A 19,764-nucleotide genomic window follows, 5' to 3' on the forward strand; every position below is an offset into this window, starting at 1 on the left:
GGGCTGCGAAGCAGCCCCCTACAGACATAAAAGGTGCCAATTGCTCCCCCTGCGGTAAGCTCACGGCCGCTACCCTGATGGTCAAATTATCAGGAGGCAGAGAACATGGATCGTCCTCATTCAGATCAATTGAGGCTGGGCCGGTTTTCGGAAACAAGCCGGCTGTATCTTCTCACCAGCGCTACGCTAGGCAGGGCGCATGTTTTCAGTGAGTTTTATTCGGCCCGATTGCTGGTAAAGCAATTCCGTCTGGCGCAAGAAGAAGGCTCCGCACGCTCGCTAGCCTGGGTAGTAATGCCCGACCATTTCCACTGGCTGGTTGAGCTCGGCCCCATGAGCTTGAGACAACTGATGCGACGAGTGAAATCGCGAAGCACCATGATGGTCAACCGACACAAAGGACGAAGCGGCCAGCTTTGGCAGAAAGGCTTTCATGATCGGGCGTTGCGTCGTGAAGAAGACCTTCAGGCAGTGGCGCGTTACATCATCATGAACCCGAAACGGGCAGGCCTGGTCGAGAGGGTTGGCGACTATCCACATTGGGATGCAGTTTGGCTCTGATTGTGATGTTGCCGGCGATGGGTTGCGAAGCAGCCCCTCTCACTCAGGCTGTCCCCGCAGGATACCAATCAGAATCTCGGCCAGCTCCTTGACCATCGGATCCGCCGTCGGCCGATGGAAGATCGCCGCCTCGAACACCCGAATCGGCTTGAACCCCTCCTCCGCACCCAGCACCCGATGGCCAGGCGTTACCACCCGCGATGGCAACAGGCTGACGCCCAGCCCATTGGCCACCGCCGCTTGAATACCCGCCAGGCTCGAACTGGTAAAACCGATGCGCCAACTGCGGCCCATGGCCTCGACCGCGCTGATCATGTCATCCCGGTACAAACCACGCGGCGGAAAGGTCACCAGCGGGATCGGGTCCTGGGCAAAACTCGGATACTGCGCGCTGTCGATCCATTCGATGCGCTCCGGTTGGCAGGCGTTGGCCTCGCGGCTGTGGCGCCGCTGCTTGACCAGCACCAGGTCCAGCTCACCGCGGTCGTAGGTGCTCATCAGGTCGCGGCTCAAGCCACCGGTGATCTCCAGCTTGACCGTCGGGTTGAGCCGGTTGAACGCCGCCAGCGCCTGCATCGTCTTGCCCGCGACAAAATCGTCCGGCAGGCCGATGCGCACCGTGACCGACACCCCACCCGACATCGCCTCGGTCAGCTGGCTACTGACCGCAAGCAGGTGCCGTGCATAGCGCAACAGGGTCTCGCCCGCGTCGGTCGGGTGCACCTCGCGGTTGCTGCGGTCGAGCAACTGGTGGCCGACCATTTCCTCCAGCCGGCGCACCTTCTGGCTGACCGTGGACTGGGTGGAATGCAGGCGCGCGGCGGCGGTGGTGAAACTGCCACAGTCGGCCACCATGACCACGGCGCGGAGCATGTCCAGGTCGTAGATGGCGCGGTTGGGTTTGCTGCTGTCGGTCATGGGTGCAGGTCGGCTTTCGAGTGGGGCTGCGTGCATGATGCCTGAAGCTGCGCCACGGGGAAGCGCTTATTGGTAGACTTGCGCCTTTCTCTGCCCCCTGGAAGCCCCGATGAACAAACTGATCCTGCCTGTCGCCATCTTCGTGAGCGTAATCATCGCCGGCAAGATCGCCGAACATTTTGCGCTCGAGGGCAGCTGGAAGATCGGCTTGCTGTGCGCGGTGGCCGCTTGCGTGCAGATCGCGGTCAACCGCATCCAACGCGCGCCGCGGCAGAAAGCCCAGCGCTGAAGATCTTTCACGGCAACTGCCGCCAGAACGCCTCGGCAAACTGATTGATCGGCGCCAGCGGACGGGTCAGGTTGATATCCAGCGCAATGTCCCAGCTGCTATCCAGCACTCGGGTCAGCCGGCCATCCACCACTTCTTGCTCGGTCAGGCTTCTCGGTAGCCAGGCCACCCCTTTGCCCTCGAGCGCCATCGACATCAGCACGGCGGCGAGGTGGCTGCTGAATGCCGGCTGCAGCTGCAGGCCCTCGTGCTTGCCGCGCAAACGATGGTTGACGATACGCCCCAACCCCGACTGATCGGTATAGGCCAGGTATGGAATGGCCGCTTGCCCGGGGTCGAAGCTCGCGGCCGGGCTGGCCAGGGGAATGAGGATATCGTCGCCGACTTTCTTGCTGATGTACTGATCCGCCGGGAACAGGGCCGGCACCTCAGGGTGGCCGTGGCACAGCAGGAACTGCACCTGCCCGTGCATGAGCATCTGCTCACAGCTGGCCATGCTGTCGGAATGCAGCCGCACCGCCTCGATGGGCGCCTCCCGGCCGGCACATCGGATCCACCGCGGGAAAAAGGTAAACGACAAGGAGTGCGTCGCGGCGAACTGCAGCACCTTGGCAGCCTTGCCGGCCACTTCCTGGGCCTCGGAACGGATTCGATAAAGCCTGCCCACCTCGTCCAGCACACTGGGCAGGATCAGCTTGCCCGCCTCCGTCAGCGTCGCGCCTTGCGGTGTGCGGATGAACAGCTCCACCCCCATCCAGCTTTCCAGTGCGCGGACCCTGCGGCTGAACGCCGGTTGGGTGATGTGACGCGCGTCAGCCGCACGAACGAAGCTACCGTTCTCAGCCAACGCGATGAAATCCTCTAGCCAGACGAGTTCCATGGGCAATGCCGTTTCAGCATGGGGTGTTGGATTAATAGCATTGGGCGCAGGTGCTCGCCAAGCCTACCGTGAAGCCTCCTACAACAAGAGGAGCGCACCATGCGTATCGTCGACATCCGCGAAAAGACCGTTTCCATTGCCTCGCCCATCGCCAACGCTTACATCGATTTCTCCAAGATGACCTGCTCTGTCGTCGCCGTGGTCACCGATGTGATCCGTGATGGCAAGCCGGTGATCGGCTACGGCTTCAACTCCAACGGTCGCTACGGCCAAGGCGCACTGATGCGTGATCGTTTCCTGGCGCGCATCACCGAAGCCGACCCAGAATCGCTGATCGACAAAGCGCACGACAACCTTGACCCGTTCGCCCTCTGGAAAACCCTGATGACCAACGAAAAGCCAGGTGGCCACGGCGAGCGCTCGGTGGCGGTGGGCACCCTCGACATGGCGGTGTGGGATGCCGTCGCCAAAATCGAGGGCAAACCGCTGTATCGCCTGCTGGCCGACCGCTATCGCGGTGGCAAGGCCGACGACAAGGTCTGGGTCTACGCCGCCGGCGGTTACTACTACCCCGGCAAGGACGACAGCAAACTGCAGGACGAGATGCGCGGCTATCTCGACCGTGGCTATGACGTGGTCAAGATGAAGATCGGCGCAGCGCCGCTGGCCGATGACATCCGCCGCATCGAAGCGGTGATCAAGGTGGTCGGCGATGGCCGCCGCCTGGCCGTCGACGCCAATGGCCGCTTCGACCAGAAAACCGCGATCGCCTACGCCGAAGCTCTCAAGCCCTACAATCTGTTCTGGTACGAAGAAGCGGGCGACCCGCTGGACTATGCCCTGCAGGCCGAGCTGGCGAACCACTACGACCTGCCCATGGCCACCGGCGAAAACCTGTTCTCGCACCAGGACGCCCGCAACCTGCTGCGCCACGGCGGCATGCGCGCCGATCGCGACTACGTGCAGTTCGACTGCGCCCTGTCGTACGGCCTGGTCGAGTACATGCGCACCTTGAAGGTCATGGAAGAGCTGGGCTGGTCCTCCCGCCGCGTCGTGCCCCATGGCGGCCACCAGATGTCACTGAACATCGCCGCCGGCCTGCACCTGGGTGGCAACGAGTCCTACCCCGATGTGTTCCAGCCTTTTGGCGGATTCGCCGACGGCATCCGCGTGGAAAACGGCTATGTCGGGCTGCCGGACATCCCCGGCGTCGGCTTCGAGGCCAAGTCGGCACTGTACGCGGTCATGCGGGAACTGGGAGAAGACTGAGCCCTGCGCAAGGTGCTGCCCGCGTCGTTCGTCTTCGGCACCGTGATGGAAGTGATGACGCACAGCGCTGGCAATCTACGCAACGGGATTGTCGGCGCCCGCCTGCGCTGAAGCCTCAGCTGCGCAAGCGGTCCCACTGCTGCGATCAGCAGGAACGGAATACCGATAAGGGCCATCGCCGGTTCCGCTTCGCCGCCATCCTCACCTGGCACGTAATAGCTTGCACGCCAGAGCTCGCTGCACAGGAAGTGGGTCAGGAAAATCGCCGAGATGGGTGCGATCGGGAAAATCAGCACGCTGATGAAGGGATTGCGGGTATTCAAAGTGCTCGTCCTTTTGCATGCGTGAATGCCGGTGCAGGGTGGCCGCCCCCTCTACCCAGGGAGCGCCTATTGGATGCGCTTGAGCTTTTCGAGCATGGCGGGGCTGCCTTTGAGGTAGCCGGTGACTTCGCCATCTTCCCGTTTGAATTTGATGCCCATGACTTTGTTGTCCAGCTTGACCAACTCGACCGATGCCCGGATGACTTCGTGGGGATGGGTGACTTCTGCGGGCGCTTTGCCCTTCTGGATGGATACTTCGCTGACGGTCTGTTCGAACACGTTACGTTCAGGGTCGTATGTCCAGGACGACTGCTGCACGATTTTCTGCATTGCGTTTTTTTCGCTGAGAATCAGGAAGTCGGTGGCGGAGCCGTCTGCCTTGAGGAGTAACAGCGACAGTGCCTGGGAGGTGCCGTCATCGGCGTTGGAGTACCAGACGCCGTAGAGGTCGCTCTTCAGGTATTTAGACGTTGTGATGGTCGTTTCGCTGGGTGGGGTTGCGGTGCCTGTTGTGGAGCAGGCGCAGAGCAACAGCGGAGCCAGCATTGCGGTTGCTAGGGTGAGGTACTTCTTCATATCAATCCTGTTGGCGGGGGCCGGACGGGGCCTTTAGTCTAGCGCGATCGGCGTCCTCTATTTTGCAGAGGCCCAAGGTCTCAACCGCTGGGGATGAACTACGCTTCAGAGCAACACCGCAGATCGAAGATGCATTGCAGACGTTCTTTCAGGCCCAATGCTGGTGGTAAGGGAATGGCCATTCTTCGGGATCCGAAACCCTCATCACCATCGTCGGGGTGCGCTCCGTGAGCATCAAAAAGCTGCACATCGCCTTTCTGTTTCTCACGCTTTTCCTGGATGGCTGTACAACACCCAATATACCTCACGAACCCAGTCACGCCTTGCCTGCGAACGATTCGGCATTTGGCCGATCTATCCAGGCCCAGGTTGCCCCCCATCAAGGTCAATCGGGCTTTCGCCTATTCCCGGAGAGTACCGAGGCTTTCGCCGCCCGCGCGGAACTGATTCGCAATGCTCAAAGCAGCATTGACCTGCAGTACTACATCGTCCACGACGGTATTAGTACTCGGATACTGCTGAGCGAATTGCTCGCCGCAGCCGACCGTGGCGTGCGCGTCAGGATTTTACTCGATGACACCACCAGCGATGATCTAGAAGAGACAATCGCGACACTGGCGATACATCCGCATATACAGATCCGAGTGTTCAATCCTCTCCATTTGGGCCGCAGTACCGTCGTGACACGCACAATGGGCCGGCTTTTCAACCTCTCTCAGCAACACCGGCGTATGCATAACAAATTGTGGGTGGTGGACAATTGTGTCGCCATCGTCGGAGGGCGCAACCTGGGGGATGAGTATTTCGATGCAGAGCCCAACAGAAATTTTACTGACATTGACATGCTCAGTGTCGGCCCGGTCGCAGAACAGTTGGGGCACAGTTTTGACGAGTACTGGAACAGTGTCCTCAGCAAGCCCATCGAGCAGTTTATAGCGTTCAAGCCGACGAGCAGAAATCTGAAAGAGCTTCGCGCTCGACTGGACGAATCCCTGGAAGAAACACGGAAACAAAACCATGGGCTTTATCAACAGCTAATGAAGTACGCCACCCAGCCACGCCTCAACAATTGGCGCAGGGAGTTGATCTGGGCCTGGAATAAAGCGATGTGGGATGCGCCGAGCAAGGTATTGGCGAGTGGTGAACCCGCTGCGCATTTGCTGTTGGCCACCCAGTTGGCACCCGAGCTCAACGGGGTCAACAAGGAGCTAATCCTGGTATCGGCCTACATGGTGCCAGGCCATCCGGGAGTGGTGTATTTGACCCGTCGAGCCGACGCCGGCGTGTCAATCAGCTTGCTGACCAACTCTCTTGAGGCCACCGACGTACCGGCCTCGCACGGTGCTTACGCGCCCTATCGCAAGACCCTGCTCGAGCATGGCGTGCACTTGTTCGAGTTACGTCGTCAAGCCGGTGATCGTAGTGACAGCGATACCAGGCCGCGTTTCTCTCGCAAGGGGTCCTCTAGCAGCCCCTCCAGCAGCTCCGACTCCAGCTTGCATACCAAGGCGATGGTTTTCGACCAGCAGAAAGCGTTTGTCGGTTCGTTCAATTTCGATTCGCGCTCTTTGCTGTGGAACACCGAGGTCGGTGTCTTGGTTGATGATCCGCAGCTCGCCGGACGGGTGCGCGAACTGGCGCTGGAGGGCATGGCTCCTGCTCTGAGTTACCAGGCAAGGCTGGAGGATAAACAGCTGGTCTGGGTCACCGAAGACAATGGCCAACAACGCACGTTGACCACAGAACCGGGGGGCTGGTGGCGGCGCTTCAATTCCTGGCTCAGCAGCGCGATAGGGCTTGAAAAGATGCTATAGCGTGGGAAGGACAAAATCATGCGGATGTGGAGGAGAGGCCCCAGGCGGTTTATAAGCCAACTGATGATGGCGGCGAGTGTTTGCGTCATCGCAATCATCGTTGACACGCGGGTAGTAGCCCTACCTGAAGCCGCTAATGAAATAAGGGGATTGCTAGAGTTTATAGAGAAGAGTGACTGCACATTTATTCGGAACGGCGCCGAATACTCTGGTCCCCGAGCCCGAGCGCACCTGGAGCAGAAGCTCAATTATCTCGAAAGCAAGGACAAGGTGAAAAGCGCGGAAGACTTCATTGACCTTGCTGCGACTAAAAGCAGTATGAGTGGCCGGGCCTATGAGGTGCGATGCTCAGAGGGTACGGAACCGGCAGGCATCTGGTTGCACAAAGAGCTGCAGAGGCAACGGGAATTTCACTGAATCTAATCGTTAGCCAAGGGATGGCTGGGGAGGTCAACTGCCAGGCGTTCAGTCCACTGCGTCGTGGCCAATCGCGACCGAAATTGAATCTCTCTGGTCTTGAGGCTCTCTAAAAGAACTAGCAAGCGCCATGGAAGCGGCCTGCTCGCCGCTCGATCAATAACGAAAAAATGGAATAGAGCATGGTCACGTTCGATCTGCAACGGATGCTGATAGGCGAGTTTCCGATGACCTTCCTTCTCGAGGTTGCCTTGCGGGTTTCTGCAGCATTCCTGGCCGTGTTCTTCTTCTTGAAGTTCAGTGGTCGACGTGGCATCAAGCAGCTCTCGCGCTTCGAGCTCGTAGTCATCCTCACCTTAGGTTCTGCAGCAGGCGATGTAACTTTTTACGAAGATGTGCCCCTGCTCCCGGTCGCGCTCGTTTTCCTCACATTACTGCTGCTTTATCGGGGCACCATCTATGTCATGAGACGAAGCAAAACCTGCGAGGCTTGGATCGATGGCCTACCCATCACGGTGGTGAAGGATGGGATGTACGAAATCCATTCTCTGCGCAAACTGAACATTTCTTCCAATGAGCTGTTTATGGAGCTTCGTCAGCAAGGTGTGGAACACCTGGGTCAGGTACGTCTCGGCCTATTGGAAACCGATGGGGATCTCAGCGTTTACTTCTACGATGCTGAAGACACTCGCCCTGGCCTATCGGTGCTCCCTGAAGAACACCGGTCAGAGTTTGCATCGCCACCGACTGCGGGCCTGTACTGCTGCGTGAACTGCGGATTCCCGTCTTACCACGAGGCGCAGGACTCAGTCTCTTGCACCCGATGCGGCCATGCGACCTGGTCTCCAGCTTTAGATACTCTACGCAACCGTTAATCTACCCTTCATGTAGCTGGGTTTACCTTTAGTGCACCTACGAAGCGAACTGAATTTTTTGAGTAACCGCGATGTCGTAGTGATGGCGCACTGCTACGTCTCGCTGAAAATCAGCAGATAGACTTGGATGTCTCTCCCTTCCAGCAGCCGCCTTCCTGAGTATGAGTAATGACTGAGCTGCAGCCCGTCGCGAAAAAAAACCGTCCTGCCGTCCTCATCGTTGAAGATGAACCCTTGATTCGAGAGCTCTTGACTCTCTATCTGGAAGATTGGGGGGCCGTCGTCACAGCGGTGGCTACCGCTGATGCCGGTAAGCTGGAGTTAATGAAACAAGACTGGGCGTTACTGCTCACGGACGTGCAAACGCCGGGCTTGCTGAATGGAATAGACCTCGCCTGGTTCGCCAGCCAGCTGAATCCTGAGATTCGCCTCATCGTGATAAGTGGCTACTACGACTTCGTGGGTCGAGTTCTCCCTGGCAATGCGCTGTTTTTACCTAAGCCCTGGCCGGTAACCAAGCTCCAAGAAATGATTTTTGACCAGCTATCACAACCAGCGATGGCTGAACTGGGCGGGGCAGCAGACGTGGTTTAGCTCGCAAGCTCCGCGGACTCCTGGCGGCATGGATAGGAGCACCGTGGACAGCTGGGTCTACAGCTTGAAGCGGACATGGATGCAGCTTTTACGATCTGTGCGATCCACCTCTACAGCAGCGCTGCCGTAACCGGAATAACTTTTGACCAGGCGCATCCCTAGGCCCGTGCCCGTAGGCCTAGGGTAATTATCAGGGAATCCGTCGCCCTCATCCCTGACGGTGAGCAGGGCATGGTCGCCGGCATGCTTGACGTTCACCTCGATGGCGCCTTTTCCGTACTTGAGGGCATTGGTGATCAATTCAGAAATCACCAATCCCAATGGCGCCATTCTTTCTGGAGGTAAAACGAAATCGTCAGCCTCCAGTACAATTATTCGGTCGGCCAAGGCCCTGCCCAGATCCCCTAGTAGAGCATCAAGGTAATCACGAGCACGGAGTTCCTGGTCTTCGGCAGCTTGATACAGCCGCTCATGAACCGTTGCAATGGTTACCACTCGGCCTGCGGCGGTTTCAAGTTGCAGTTTGACCGCTGCATCAGGCGTGAGATTGGCCTGCAGCAACAGCAGCGTGTTTACCAGGTGAAGGCTGTTTTTGACGCGATGGTGGATCTCTTCGAGATAGAGGTCGCTTCGGTTTTGCTTGCTATTCTGAGCCTCGATGAGCGACAGCAACTGAGCCTCATACTGATGACGTACAGTGATATCTCGCGATACTGCAATCATTCGCTCGACCTTGCCGTCCGCCCCGAGGATGGGCGCCACCGTCACGTCCCACCATTTTGGATCATCTGCAGAGACGGGATGATAAGCCTCGAATCGAGCGGTTTCGCCACCGCTTACTTTCTGCATGGCCTCGCATACCAGTGCGCGAGACGCCTCGGGCCACAAGTCATACCACCGCCGGCCTTTCACATCCGCCAACTGGGTAGCCAGGAAGAGTAGCCCCGCTTCGTTCATGAACTCAATCTCGCCGCTAGAGTTCAGGATCTCCACCCAATCGGGACTCGCGTTCAGAAGTGTTTCCGAATACGGATCGGGAAGAGGGATATCTGCTCCCGCAGATATTCGTTCCAAGGCCATGGAAATGACGTTCGAGATACCCTCCAGAAATACGAGATCGCTTTCTACAAAATCGTCCCCGTCACTGCTATCGGCTTCAAGAACACCAAAGGGGCTAAGCACGCCCCGGATCGGGACGTTAATAGCTCGCTCGATTCCGTATTTCTTCAGCAACGCCGGTGTTCGAAAGCGGTTCTCCATGCCGAGATGATTCGAGAGCACTGGCCTATAGGTAGCCAATGCATAGCCTGCCGGGCTTGCTTCATCAGCACCCACGGTAGCCTGACCGATGTCAGAAGCGTCCCAGCCCACGCCGTGTGACAAGATGAAACCTTCCCCCTCCTCTGCCGGCTGGAGCACCTTGGCGAAGCGAGTGCTCATCCCTTCAGCGACGACTTCACAGGCATGGGTCAACAACACGTCCAGATCAGTCACTTTCAAGGACATGACGCCGAAATCCACCACCAGTTCATGTTGGCGGTGCAGGCGCGCATGTGTCTTCTTCAAGGCGGCCCGGATAGTTTCGTCAGCTGGTAGCTGCTGCATGGTCTTCCCTTCAGATTGACGATATACGCCCCGGAAACCGTCACAGAGCGTGAAGGCGGTTCGCTTGTCGCCCTCCTAAGATAGCCGCTAATCCCGAGCGACGTTTGGCGCCCCACTCAGCGCTTCGGAGCAACGTCGTATGGTCGAGACACACTGACGCATACGCGAAGCGAGCCAACGACGCATGACGATAACCATTTTTTGATCATAGAAGACGACGAGTTATTCAGAGAACTCACCGCAGAGCGTCTCTCGTACTTTACGCGGTAACCATTACCTCCACGGCAAATGCTGACGAGGCGCTTCACTTGTCAGGACACGCAATCACACTTCCCGAGAGGGCGGCATTCCTGCCCAAACCGTGAGGGATCGCCGATATGGCCTCGCTGATTAACAAACTGGTACCCGGCCTGTCCGAGTAGCCGGACAAGTGCCGCATGAGAGGTTTGGACAAGCTTCTGCGGCGTACCCAGCCCCTGCTCATGGACAAGGATTCGGTACGCCTTCACGGCTACGGTTGAGCGGATGCGCTTGCCCATTAGAAAACTGGCCAGCAACCATTTGAACAGGCCACGGTCATCCGCAACCTCTATACCGCACCAAGGGCGACATTACCGAGCGGGTAGATCGCCGAGTTGGAGCGCTGGCGAAACCGACCAAGTAGGAAAGTATCGGAAGCGCTTCCGAAATAAACCATTCCCGAGGGTGTTCCCACGGATCGTTTTTCTATGCCCCCAAAAACGCAAAAAGCCCTGAGTAATCAGGGCTTTGAATATGGCGGAAGCGTAGAGATTCGAACTCTAGGATAGTTGCCCATCGACGGTTTTCAAGACCGTTGCCTTAAACCACTCGGCCACGCTTCCAGCTCGTTTTGCGGCCGCCATAATACCGTAATGAAACACGCTGTCAAACTCTCTGTGTCGCGGGTTGCGGAGCGTCTGTTAGACTGCTTGCATCTGAACGTCCAAAACCACGGATCCATAAGGAGTGTCGCCATGCGCGAACAGGATTATGCCGTACACCACGGCCAGCAAGCCGAGCAGCAGGAGGTCAGCAAGGTCCTGCGCAACACGTACAGCCTGCTGGCACTCACCCTCGCTTTCAGCGGTGTCATGGCCTTCGTCGCCCAGCAGATGCGTGTCGGTTACCCGAACGTGTTCGTCGTGCTGATCGGTTTCTACGGTTTGTTCTTCCTGACCAACAAACTGCGTGATTCGGTCTGGGGCCTGGTGTCCACCTTCGCCCTCACCGGCTTCATGGGCTTTATCCTCGGCCCGATCCTCAACCGTTACCTGGGCATGGCCGGTGGCGCTGAAGTGGTCAGCTCGGCGTTTGCCATGACGGCGCTGGTGTTTGGTGGTCTGTCGGCTTATGTGCTGATTACCCGTAAGGACATGAGCTTCCTCAGCGGCTTCATCACGGCTGGCTTCTTTGTGCTGCTGGGTGCGGTGGTTGCGAGCTTCTTCTTCCAGATCAGCGGCCTGCAGCTGGCGATCAGCGCTGGCTTCGTGCTGTTCTCGTCGGTCTGCATTCTGTTCCAAACCAGCGCGATCATTCATGGGGGTGAGCGGAACTACATCATGGCGACCATCAGCCTGTATGTTTCGATCTACAACCTGTTTATCAGCCTGCTGCAGCTGTTCGGCATCATGGGTCGTGATGACTGATTGATTGCTGATTGGGAAAGCCCGCTTCGGCGGGCTTTTTTGTGCGTGTTGATTGTGCGGCTTACGCTTATGGGAGAGGGTTTCCACGGAAACCCCAGCTCGGTGAATGGCACCGGCTTCGCCGGTGTTCGCGGGTAAACCCGTTCCCACAGGGACCGCGCCTTGTGCACGATTGGGGTAACGGTGCCTTGCAGAGAAACATACCCAAACACTGACTTAAAAGTCAGAAAACCATGCAAATGGTCGCCGATCATGCCGCCATCGTGCGTTCCCCTACCGCAATCGCTCTTCTGCCCGTAGAATGCGCTCCTTTTTTCAACCGGGGCAGCGTCACCGATGAGCTCACACGAACACAGCCCAGGCGCGCAAGCGCCTGTCAACGAACTGGTACTTGGCCTCGAGGACAAGCCACGGCTGTTGATCGGCCTGCTGGCAGCCCTGCAGCATCTGCTGGCAATCATCGTACCGATCGTTACCCCTGGCCTGCTGATCTGCCAGGCGCTGGGCGTTTCGGCTCGCGATACCAACCTCATCGTCTCCATGTCGCTGGTGATCTCCGGTATCGCCACCTTCGTCCAGTGCAAGCGCTTCGGCCCGTTTGGCGCCGGGCTGCTGATCGTGCAAGGCACCAGCTTCAACTTCGTCGGGCCGCTGATTGCTGGTGGCGCGCTGATGGTCAAGCAGGGCACACCGGTGGAAAGCGTGATGGCGGCGATCTTCGGTGTGGTGATTGCTGGCTCGTTCGTCGAGATGGGCGTGTCGCGCATCCTGCCGTTCGTCAAACGCCTGATCACCCCGCTGGTGACCGGCATCGTCGTGCTGATGATCGGCCTGACCCTGATCAAGGTCGGCCTGATCAGCATGGGTGGCGGCTTCGGCGCCATGGCCAATGGCACCTTCGCCAACGGCGAAAACCTGATGCTGTCCGGCGCTGTGCTGGCGGTGATCGTGATCCTCAACCGCATCCCGGTGGTGTGGATGCGCAGCTGCGCCATCGTCATCGCCCTGGCCGTTGGCTATGCCCTAGCTGGCTACCTCGGCCGCTTGGACTTCACCGGTATGCACGAGGCAGCGCTGTTCCAGGTGCCGACGCCACTGCACTTCGGCCTGGGCTTCTCCTGGGCGCTGTTCATTCCGATGCTGGTGATCTACCTGGTGACTTCGCTGGAAGCCATCGGTGACGTCACCGCCACCAGCAAGGTTTCACGCCAGCCGGTCGAAGGCCCGCTGTGGATGTCGCGCATCAAAGGCGGCGTGCTGGTTAACGGTGCCAACTCACTGCTGGCCGGCCTGTTCAACACCTTCCCCAGCTCGATCTTTGCCCAGAACAATGGCGTGATTCAGCTGACCGGCATTGCTAGCCGCCATATCGGTATCTGGATTGCCGTGATGCTGGTGCTGTTGGGTCTGTTCCCGAGCGTGGCCGGTGTGATTCAGGCAGTGCCTGAGCCGGTGCTGGGTGGCGCGGCCATGGTGATGTTCGGTGCGGTTGCCGCGTCGGGTATCAATATTCTGGCCAGCACTCGCCTGGACCGCCGTGCCCTGCTGATCATCGCCGTGTCGCTGGCGTTGGGCCTGGGTGTGGCGCAGGTACCAGAGTTCCTGGCGCACATGCCGGCGGCGATGCGCAATGTGCTGGAGTCGGGTGTGGCTACCGGTGGTATCTGTGCCCTGGTGCTGAACTGGTTCCTGCCAGAGAGCAAGGAAAACGCCTGATCCGCGCCTGCCCTGCCGACAAAGCCCGCGCCCACTTGCGCGGGCTTTTTTGCTTTATCATGGCGGCATTCCTTTGCACGAGTTGTCCATGAAATTCGCTATCGCGGTTTTTTCCCCGGCCCATGCACCCTCCTCGCGCCGCGCCTTGCGCTTCGCCGAGGCGGTGCTGGCTGGCGGGCATGAGATTGCCCGGCTGTTCTTCTACCAGGACGGGGTGCACAGCGCCTCGGCCAACGTGGTCGCGCCCCAGGATGAACAGGACATCGCCGCTCAGTGGCGGGCCCTCGTCGACATCAACCGGCTCGACGCGGTGGTGTGCATCGCCGCGGCCCTGCGCCGTGGCGTGCTCGATGAAGCCGAAGCCAGCCGCTACCAGCGCCCGGCGGTGAACCTGCCCAAGCCGTGGGAGCTGTCTGGCCTGGGCCAGCTGCATGAAGCGGCGCAAACTGCCGACCGCCTGGTCTGCTTCGGAGGCGACTGAAATGGCCAAATCCATGTTGATCATCAGCCGCCAGGCGCCGTGGAACGGCCCGTCCGCCCGCGAAGCGCTGGACATCGCCCTGGCTGGCGGCGCCTTCGACTTGCCGCTGGCCATGCTGTTCCTCGATGACGGCGTGTTCCAGCTGGCGCCCGGCCAGCAACCGACCGCCGTGCAGCAGAAAAACCTCGCCGCCAACCTGCAGGCGCTGCCGATGTTCGGGGTCGAGGAGCTGTTTGCCTGCCAGCACAGCCTGGCCCGCCGTGGCTTGGCTGCCAATGGCCTGGAGCTGCCGGTGGAAGTGCTGGACGATAACGCCCTGAAAGCCCTGATTGCCCGATTCGACCAAGTGGTGACGCTCTGATGCCAACCCTGCACGTGTTATCCCACTCTCCGTTCGGTGACGAACGCCTGAACAGCTGCCTGCGCCTGCTCGGTGCTGAAGACGCCGTACTGCTGTGCGGCGATGCGGTCTATGCTCTGCGCGAGGGCAGTGACACCCAGCGCCAGTTGCAGGCTGCGAACCTGGCACAGCGCCTGTTCGCCCTCGACGAAGACCTGCAGGCACGCGCCGTCAGCAGCGAGCTGGCCAAGGCCGTGGACTACCAGGCCTTCGTCGAGCTGTCGCTGCACTACGACAAGGTCAACAGCTGGTTATGAATACGCTGACCGTTGGCGAGCGCGCCATTGCCCTGGACAAGGACGGCTTTCTGGTCGACCTGCAAGACTGGTCGCACCCGGTCGCCGAGGCCCTGGCCGAGCGCGAAAGCATCGCCCTGACCGCCGACCACTGGGAAATCCTCGAACTGCTGCGCCAGTTCTACGACGAGTACCAGCTGTCGCCGGCCACCCGCCCGCTGATCAAGTACACCGCGCTCAAGCTGGGCACGGAAAAGGGCAACAGCCCGCACCTCAACCGCCTGTTCAACGGCACCCCCGCCAAACTCGCCGCCAAGCTGGCGGGCCTGCCCAAGCCGACCAATTGCATATGACTGACGCCCGCCCGCTGACCCTGGAAACTCCGGCCGAGCACCCGTTCGCCGAATACATCCGCATCATTGGTAAAGGCAAACGCGGTGCCCGCGGCCTGACCCGCGAAGAAGCCCGTGCGGCCATGGCCTTGCTGCTCGAAGACAAGGTCGAGGACGCCCAGCTGGGCGCCTTCCTGATGCTGATGCGCCACAAGGAAGAGAGCGCCGAGGAGCTCGCCGGTTTCACCGAAGCCCTGCGTGCCCACCTGCAGGCGCCGTGCATCGCGGTGGACATCGACTGGCCGAGCTATGCCGGCAAGAAGCGCCACCTGCCCTGGTACCTGCTCAGCGCCAAGTGTCTGGCCGCCAATGGGGTGCGTATCCTCATGCACGGCGGCGGCGCACACACCGCCGGGCGCATGTACACCGAACAGCTGTTGGCGCTGCTGGACATTCCGCTGTGCCGTGACTGGGCGTCTGTCAGCCAGGCCCTCGACCAACAGCATCTGGCGTTCGCCCCGCTGTACGACTGGGCGCCACAGCTGCAGCGGATGATCGACCTGCGCAACACCCTCGGCCTGCGCTCACCCATCCATTCCCTGGCGCGGGTGCTGAATCCGCTGGGCGCACGCTGCGGCCTGCAGAGCATCTTCCACCCCGGCTACCAGGCGGTGCACCGCGAAGCCAGCCGCCTGCTCGGCGACCATGCCGTGGTGATCAAGGGCGATGGTGGCGAGATCGAGGTCAATCCCGATGTCATCAGCCACCTTTACGGCGCCAGCGCAGGCGAAGCCTGGGATGAGGAGTGGCCGGCGCTGAGCGAACGTCGCCACGTCAAACCGCCGAGCCTGGAGCCCGAGCAGTTGCTGGCGGTATGGCGCGGCGAGGCCGAGGACAGCTACGGTGAAATGGCCGTGGTGGCGACCATGGCCCTGGCGCTACGTGGCCTGGGCCAGGATCGCGAGCAGGCTTTTGCCACCGCGCGTGGCTTCTGGGCCGCACGAAACCAATCGAATAACTAGATAATAAGGGTGCATCCTTTGCGCTAGTTGTTCGAACGATTTCCCCTAGACTGGGCTCCAACGACAGACAACTTTGTTTCCGAGGAGCTCACCATGGGCCTTTTAATCGACGGTCGCTGGCACGACCAGTGGTATGAAAACGGCAAGGACGGCACCTTCAAACGCGAAAACGCCCAGCGCCGCAATCAGCTGCCCGCCCCGGAAGCCGGCCGCTACCACCTCTACGTCTCGCTGGCCTGCCCGTGGGCCCACCGCACCCTGATCTTCCGAGCCCTCAAAGGCCTCGAGCCGCTGATCGACGTATCGGTTGTCAGCTGGCTGATGCAGGACCATGGCTGGACCTTCGACCAGCAGCAAGGCTCCAGCGGCGACCACCTCGACGCCCTGCAGTACCTGCACCAGCGCTACACCCAGGACGACCCGCACTACACGGGCCGCGTGACCGTGCCTGTGCTGTGGGACAAGAAAGAGAAGCGCATCGTCAACAACGAGTCTTCTGAGATCATCCGCATCTTCAACAGCGCGTTCAACGAGCTGACCGGCAATACGCTGGACCTGTACCCCGAGCCGCTGCGCCCGTCCATCGAGGCGCTGAACGAACGTATCTACCCGGCGGTGAACAACGGCGTGTACCGCGCAGGCTTCGCCACCACCCAGGACGCCTACGAGGCTGCCTTCGATGAGGTGTTCAACGAGCTGGATCATCTGGAAGAGTTGCTGGGTCGCAATCGCTACCTGGCGGGTGAGTACCTGACCGAGGCCGATGTGCGCCTGTTCACCACCCTGGTGCGCTTCGATGCGGTGTACCACGGGCACTTCAAGTGCAACCTGCGCCGCCTGAGCGACTACCACAACCTGTCCAACTGGCTGCGTGAGCTGTATCAATGGCCGGGCGTGGCAGGCACGGTGGATATGGAGCATATCCAGAAGCACTATTACATGAGCCACAAGACCATCAACCCGAACGGCATCGTGCCCAAGGGGCCGCTGCAGGACTTCAACCAGCCCCATGATCGGGAGCGGTTGGCGGGGAAAGGGATCTACCAGGCTTAATATAGTTGGGGCTGCTTTGCAGCCCCAACGATTTCAACTGTTTTGCGAACCTTCAAACCAGGCAAGCTTGTCGCGTAGCTGCACCACTTCCCCGACAATCACCAGGGTCGGCGCATGCACTTCATGCTGGGCCACCAGCTCCGGCAAGTCTGCCAGGGTGCCGGTGAACACCCGCTGATTGCGCGTAGTCCCCTGCTGCACCAAGGCCGCCGGCGTACTGGCCGCCCGCCCATGGCGAATCAGTTCGGCACAGATGGTCGGCAAGCCCACCAGTCCCATGTAGAACACCAGGGTCTGGGCCGGCGCCACCAGGTCATGCCAAGGCAGATTGCTGGTGCCATCCTTGAGGTGACCGGTGACGAAGCGCACTGACTGGGCATAGTCACGATGAGTCAGCGGAATGCCGCCATAGGCGGAACATCCACTGGCTGCAGTAATCCCCGGCACCACCTGGAACGGAATGCCCTGCTCGGCCAGCTGTTCGATCTCTTCGCCACCCCGGCCGAAGATGAACGGGTCGCCGCCTTTGAGGCGCAACACACGCTTGCCCTGCTGGGCGAGGTCGACCAGCAGGCGGTTGATCTGGTCCTGTGGCACCGCATGGTCGGCGCGGCGCTTGCCAACGTAGATGCGCTCGGCATCACGCCGGCACATCTCGATGATGGCCGGAGCCACCAGGCGGTCGTACAGCACTACGTCAGCCTGCTGCATCAGGCGCAAGGCGCGAAAGGTCAGCAAGTCCGGATCGCCCGGCCCTGCGCCCACCAGATACACCTCACCGCCCTGCTGCACCGGTGCACCGTCGACCATCGCCTGCAACAGGCGCTCGGCCTCGGCACCCTGGCCAGCCAACTGGCGCTCGGCAATCGGGCCCTGGAACACGGTTTCCCAGAAGCCACGGCGCTGATTGACGTCCGGGTACAAGGACTTGACCTTGTGCCGGAAGCGCGCAGCCAGCCCGGCCAGCTCGCCATAGGCCGACGGAATCCAGGCCTCCAGCTTGGCGCGGATCAACCGCGCCAGCACCGGGGCATCACCGCCACTGGACACCGCGATCACCAACGGCGAGCGGTCGACGATCGCCGGGAAGATCACCGTGCACAGGGCCGGTGCATCCACCACGTTGACCGGCAGGCTCAGCGCCTGCGCATCGGCCGACACCTGGGCGTTGAGCCCAGGGTCGTCGGTGGCCGCGATCACCAGTCGGCAGCCGACCAGGTCGGCCGCCTGATAGCCACGCACCAGCACCTCACCGCCACCTTCCCGGGCCAACGCGGCCAGCTGGCCGTCGATGTCCGGCGCCACCACGCGCAGCACGGCGCCGGCATCAGCCAGCAGGCGCGCCTTGCGCAGGGCGATCTCACCGCCGCCGACGACCAGTACTCGGCCGCCCTGCAGCTTGTGGAACAGCGGCAGGTAATCCATTTAGCGAATGACCTCGACGCCGCCCATGTACGGCTTCAGCACGTCCGGTACGCGGATCGAACCGTCGGCCTGCTGGTAGTTTTCCAGCACGGCCACCAGGGTGCGACCCACCGCCAGGCCGGAGCCGTTTAGGGTGTGCACGAGTTCTGGCTTGCCGGTTTCCGGGTTGCGCCAGCGGGCCTGCATGCGGCGCGCCTGGAAGTCACCGCAGTTGGAGCAGGAGCTGATTTCGCGGTACTTGTCCTGGCTTGGCACCCACACTTCGAGGTCGTAGGTCTTCACGGCACCGAAGCCCATGTCGCCGGTGCACAGGGCCAGCACGCGGTACGGCAGCTCCAGCAGCTGCAGCACGCGCTCGGCGTTGGCGGTAAGGCCTTCGAGGGCTTCCATCGACTTGGACGGCTCGACCACCTGGACCATCTCGACCTTGTCGAACTGGTGCTGGCGGATCATGCCGCGGGTGTCACGGCCCGACGCACCGGCTTCGCTGCGGAAGCACGGAGTGTGGGCAACCATCTTCACCGGCAGCTGCTTGGCGTCGAGGATCTGCTCGGCGACCAGGTTGGTCAGCGACACTTCGGCAGTCGGGATCAGGTAGAAATCGGCTTCGCCTTCGCGGGTGATCTTGAACAGATCTTCCTCGAACTTCGGCAGCTGGCCAGTGCCCTGCAGGGCCGGGGCCTGCACCAGGTACGGGGTGTAGTGCTCCTCGTAGCCGTGCTCACCGGTGTGCAAGTTGATCATGAACTGCGCCAGGGCGCGGTGCAGGCGGGCGATCGGCCCACGCAGCACGGCGAAGCGCGCGCCGGACAGCTTGGCGGCAGCTTCGAAGTCCAGGCCACCGCTGACCTCGCCCAAGGCGACGTGGTCCTTGATCTCGAAGTCGAAGGCCTTTGGCGTACCCCAGCGGCGCACTTCGACGTTGTCGTCTTCGCTGGCACCGACCGGTACGCTGGCGTCCGGCAGGTTGGGGATGGTCAGCAGAATGCCATCCAGCTCGGCCTGGATACCGTCCAGTTCAGCCTTGCCGGCAGCCAGTTCATTGGCCATACGCTCGACGTCAGCCATCAGCGGGGCGATATCTTCGCCTTTGGCCTTGGCCTGGCCGATCGACTTGGAACGGGCGTTACGCTCGGCCTGCAGCTGTTCAGTACGGGTCTGCACTGCCTTGCGGCGCTCTTCCAGTGATTCGATGCGCGCGACATCCAGGCTGAAGCCACGGGAGGCCAGGCGATCCGCCACTTCCTGAAGTTGGCCGCGTAACAGTTTGGAATCGAGCATATCGTTCTCTCGTTATGTGTGTAGGTGTTG

The 19,764-nt window shown here is 60.6% G+C and carries 22 protein-coding genes and 1 tRNA gene; 15 read left to right on the forward strand and 8 right to left on the reverse strand.

Going from position 1 to position 19,764, the window contains the following annotated elements:
- The first annotated feature begins 105 nt into the window (after positions 1–105).
- On the forward strand, positions 106–561 hold the full coding sequence (locus APH28_RS16435) for a transposase (RefSeq protein ID WP_060511097.1): 456 nt from the start codon (positions 106–108) through the stop codon (positions 559–561).
- A 39-nt stretch (positions 562–600) separates the two neighbouring features.
- Here the strand turns inward: APH28_RS16435 and APH28_RS16440 are convergent, their stop codons facing one another.
- On the reverse strand, positions 601–1,479 hold the full coding sequence (locus APH28_RS16440; protein WP_060511099.1) for a LysR substrate-binding domain-containing protein: 879 nt from the start codon (positions 1,477–1,479) through the stop codon (positions 601–603).
- A gap of 109 nt (positions 1,480–1,588) precedes the next feature.
- On the opposite strand from APH28_RS16440, the gene APH28_RS16445 reads away from it, so the two are divergent.
- Positions 1,589–1,768: a hypothetical protein gene (locus tag APH28_RS16445; protein ID WP_060511102.1), complete on the forward strand. Its 180-nt coding sequence runs from the start codon at positions 1,589–1,591 to the stop codon at positions 1,766–1,768.
- Between the two features lie 7 nt (positions 1,769–1,775).
- Here APH28_RS16445 and APH28_RS16450 read toward each other — a convergent pair whose 3' ends face one another.
- A complete protein-coding gene (locus APH28_RS16450) occupies positions 1,776–2,648 on the reverse strand; it encodes a LysR family transcriptional regulator (protein WP_060511104.1) in 873 nt (290 codons plus the stop codon).
- A gap of 99 nt (positions 2,649–2,747) precedes the next feature.
- On the opposite strand from APH28_RS16450, the gene APH28_RS16455 reads away from it, so the two are divergent.
- Positions 2,748–3,917 carry a mandelate racemase/muconate lactonizing enzyme family protein gene (locus tag APH28_RS16455; protein WP_060511106.1) on the forward strand — a complete coding sequence of 390 codons (1,170 nt, stop codon included), beginning with the start codon at positions 2,748–2,750 and terminating at the stop codon, positions 3,915–3,917.
- On the opposite strand, the gene APH28_RS28655 is transcribed toward APH28_RS16455, so the two are convergent.
- A complete protein-coding gene (locus APH28_RS28655; RefSeq protein ID WP_156340902.1) occupies positions 3,830–4,240 on the reverse strand; it encodes a hypothetical protein in 411 nt (136 codons plus the stop codon). The two genes, APH28_RS16455 and APH28_RS28655, sit on opposite strands and share 88 nt — an antisense overlap.
- Positions 4,241–4,306: 66 nt before the next feature.
- Positions 4,307–4,816, reverse strand: a complete 510-nt coding sequence (locus tag APH28_RS16460) for a hypothetical protein (protein ID WP_060511108.1) — start codon at positions 4,814–4,816, stop codon at positions 4,307–4,309.
- Positions 4,817–5,043: 227 nt separating this feature from the next.
- Here APH28_RS16460 and APH28_RS16465 point away from each other — a divergent pair, with 227 nt between their 5' ends.
- From APH28_RS16465 to APH28_RS16480, 4 genes are all read left to right on the forward strand, one after another.
- A complete protein-coding gene (locus APH28_RS16465; protein ID WP_060511154.1) occupies positions 5,044–6,630 on the forward strand; it encodes a phospholipase D family protein in 1,587 nt (528 codons plus the stop codon).
- Between the two features lie 18 nt (positions 6,631–6,648).
- On the forward strand, positions 6,649–7,047 hold the full coding sequence (locus APH28_RS28865; RefSeq protein WP_060511109.1) for a DUF5329 domain-containing protein: 399 nt from the start codon (positions 6,649–6,651) through the stop codon (positions 7,045–7,047).
- Between the two features lie 182 nt (positions 7,048–7,229).
- On the forward strand, positions 7,230–7,922 hold the full coding sequence (locus tag APH28_RS16475) for a DUF421 domain-containing protein (RefSeq protein ID WP_060511111.1): 693 nt from the start codon (positions 7,230–7,232) through the stop codon (positions 7,920–7,922).
- A 168-nt stretch (positions 7,923–8,090) separates the two neighbouring features.
- Entirely contained in the window at positions 8,091–8,516 is a 426-nt protein-coding gene (locus APH28_RS16480; protein WP_060511114.1) for a response regulator, read from the forward strand.
- Between the two features lie 57 nt (positions 8,517–8,573).
- On the opposite strand, the gene APH28_RS16485 is transcribed toward APH28_RS16480, so the two are convergent.
- On the reverse strand, positions 8,574–10,121 hold the full coding sequence (locus APH28_RS16485) for a sensor histidine kinase (protein ID WP_060511116.1): 1,548 nt from the start codon (positions 10,119–10,121) through the stop codon (positions 8,574–8,576).
- A 775-nt stretch (positions 10,122–10,896) separates the two neighbouring features.
- A tRNA-Ser gene (locus APH28_RS16490) sits at positions 10,897–10,984 on the reverse strand.
- Positions 10,985–11,116: 132 nt separating this feature from the next.
- Here APH28_RS16490 and APH28_RS16495 point away from each other — a divergent pair.
- The 8 genes from APH28_RS16495 to APH28_RS16530 all read left to right on the forward strand — a co-directional run bounded on the left by APH28_RS16495 (position 11,117) and on the right by APH28_RS16530 (position 17,028).
- Positions 11,117–11,788 carry a Bax inhibitor-1/YccA family protein gene (locus APH28_RS16495; protein WP_060511118.1) on the forward strand — a complete coding sequence of 224 codons (672 nt, stop codon included), beginning with the start codon at positions 11,117–11,119 and terminating at the stop codon, positions 11,786–11,788.
- A 336-nt stretch (positions 11,789–12,124) separates the two neighbouring features.
- Positions 12,125–13,504: a nucleobase:cation symporter-2 family protein gene (locus APH28_RS16500; RefSeq protein WP_060511120.1), complete on the forward strand. Its 1,380-nt coding sequence runs from the start codon at positions 12,125–12,127 to the stop codon at positions 13,502–13,504.
- A gap of 88 nt (positions 13,505–13,592) precedes the next feature.
- Positions 13,593–13,985 carry a sulfurtransferase complex subunit TusD gene (gene tusD, locus APH28_RS16505; RefSeq protein ID WP_060511122.1) on the forward strand — a complete coding sequence of 131 codons (393 nt, stop codon included), beginning with the start codon at positions 13,593–13,595 and terminating at the stop codon, positions 13,983–13,985.
- Between the two features lies 1 nt (position 13,986).
- Entirely contained in the window at positions 13,987–14,346 is a 360-nt protein-coding gene (gene tusC, locus APH28_RS16510; RefSeq protein ID WP_060511124.1) for a sulfurtransferase complex subunit TusC, read from the forward strand.
- Positions 14,346–14,642 (forward strand): sulfurtransferase complex subunit TusB, encoded by a 297-nt coding sequence (gene tusB / locus APH28_RS16515; RefSeq protein ID WP_060511126.1) that lies wholly within the window; start codon positions 14,346–14,348, stop codon positions 14,640–14,642. The genes tusC and tusB overlap by 1 nt, the downstream gene beginning before the upstream one ends.
- Positions 14,639–14,974, forward strand: coding sequence for a TusE/DsrC/DsvC family sulfur relay protein (locus APH28_RS16520; protein ID WP_060511128.1), 336 nt, complete (start codon positions 14,639–14,641; stop codon positions 14,972–14,974). Before tusB ends, APH28_RS16520 begins: the two co-directional genes overlap by 4 nt.
- Complete coding sequence (locus APH28_RS16525) at positions 14,971–15,975, forward strand: glycosyl transferase family protein (protein WP_060511130.1); 1,005 nt, start codon at positions 14,971–14,973, stop codon at positions 15,973–15,975. Before APH28_RS16520 ends, APH28_RS16525 begins: the two co-directional genes overlap by 4 nt.
- 93 nt (positions 15,976–16,068) lie before the next feature.
- The gene (locus APH28_RS16530; RefSeq protein ID WP_060511132.1) at positions 16,069–17,028 is read left to right on the forward strand and encodes a glutathione S-transferase family protein; all 960 of its coding nucleotides are present in this window, start codon (positions 16,069–16,071) and stop codon (positions 17,026–17,028) included.
- Positions 17,029–17,061: 33 nt separating this feature from the next.
- On the opposite strand, the gene cysG is transcribed toward APH28_RS16530, so the two are convergent.
- Together cysG and serS are read right to left on the reverse strand one after the other, a co-directional pair.
- Positions 17,062–18,453, reverse strand: a complete 1,392-nt coding sequence (cysG, locus tag APH28_RS16535) for a siroheme synthase CysG (RefSeq protein ID WP_060511134.1) — start codon at positions 18,451–18,453, stop codon at positions 17,062–17,064.
- Entirely contained in the window at positions 18,454–19,734 is a 1,281-nt protein-coding gene (gene serS, locus APH28_RS16540; protein ID WP_060511136.1) for a serine--tRNA ligase, read from the reverse strand.
- Positions 19,735–19,764: the final 30 nt, after the last annotated feature.

The sequence above is a fragment of the Pseudomonas sp. NBRC 111124 genome (genome assembly GCF_001320245.1).
Taxonomy (GTDB): Bacteria; Pseudomonadota; Gammaproteobacteria; order Pseudomonadales; family Pseudomonadaceae; genus Aquipseudomonas.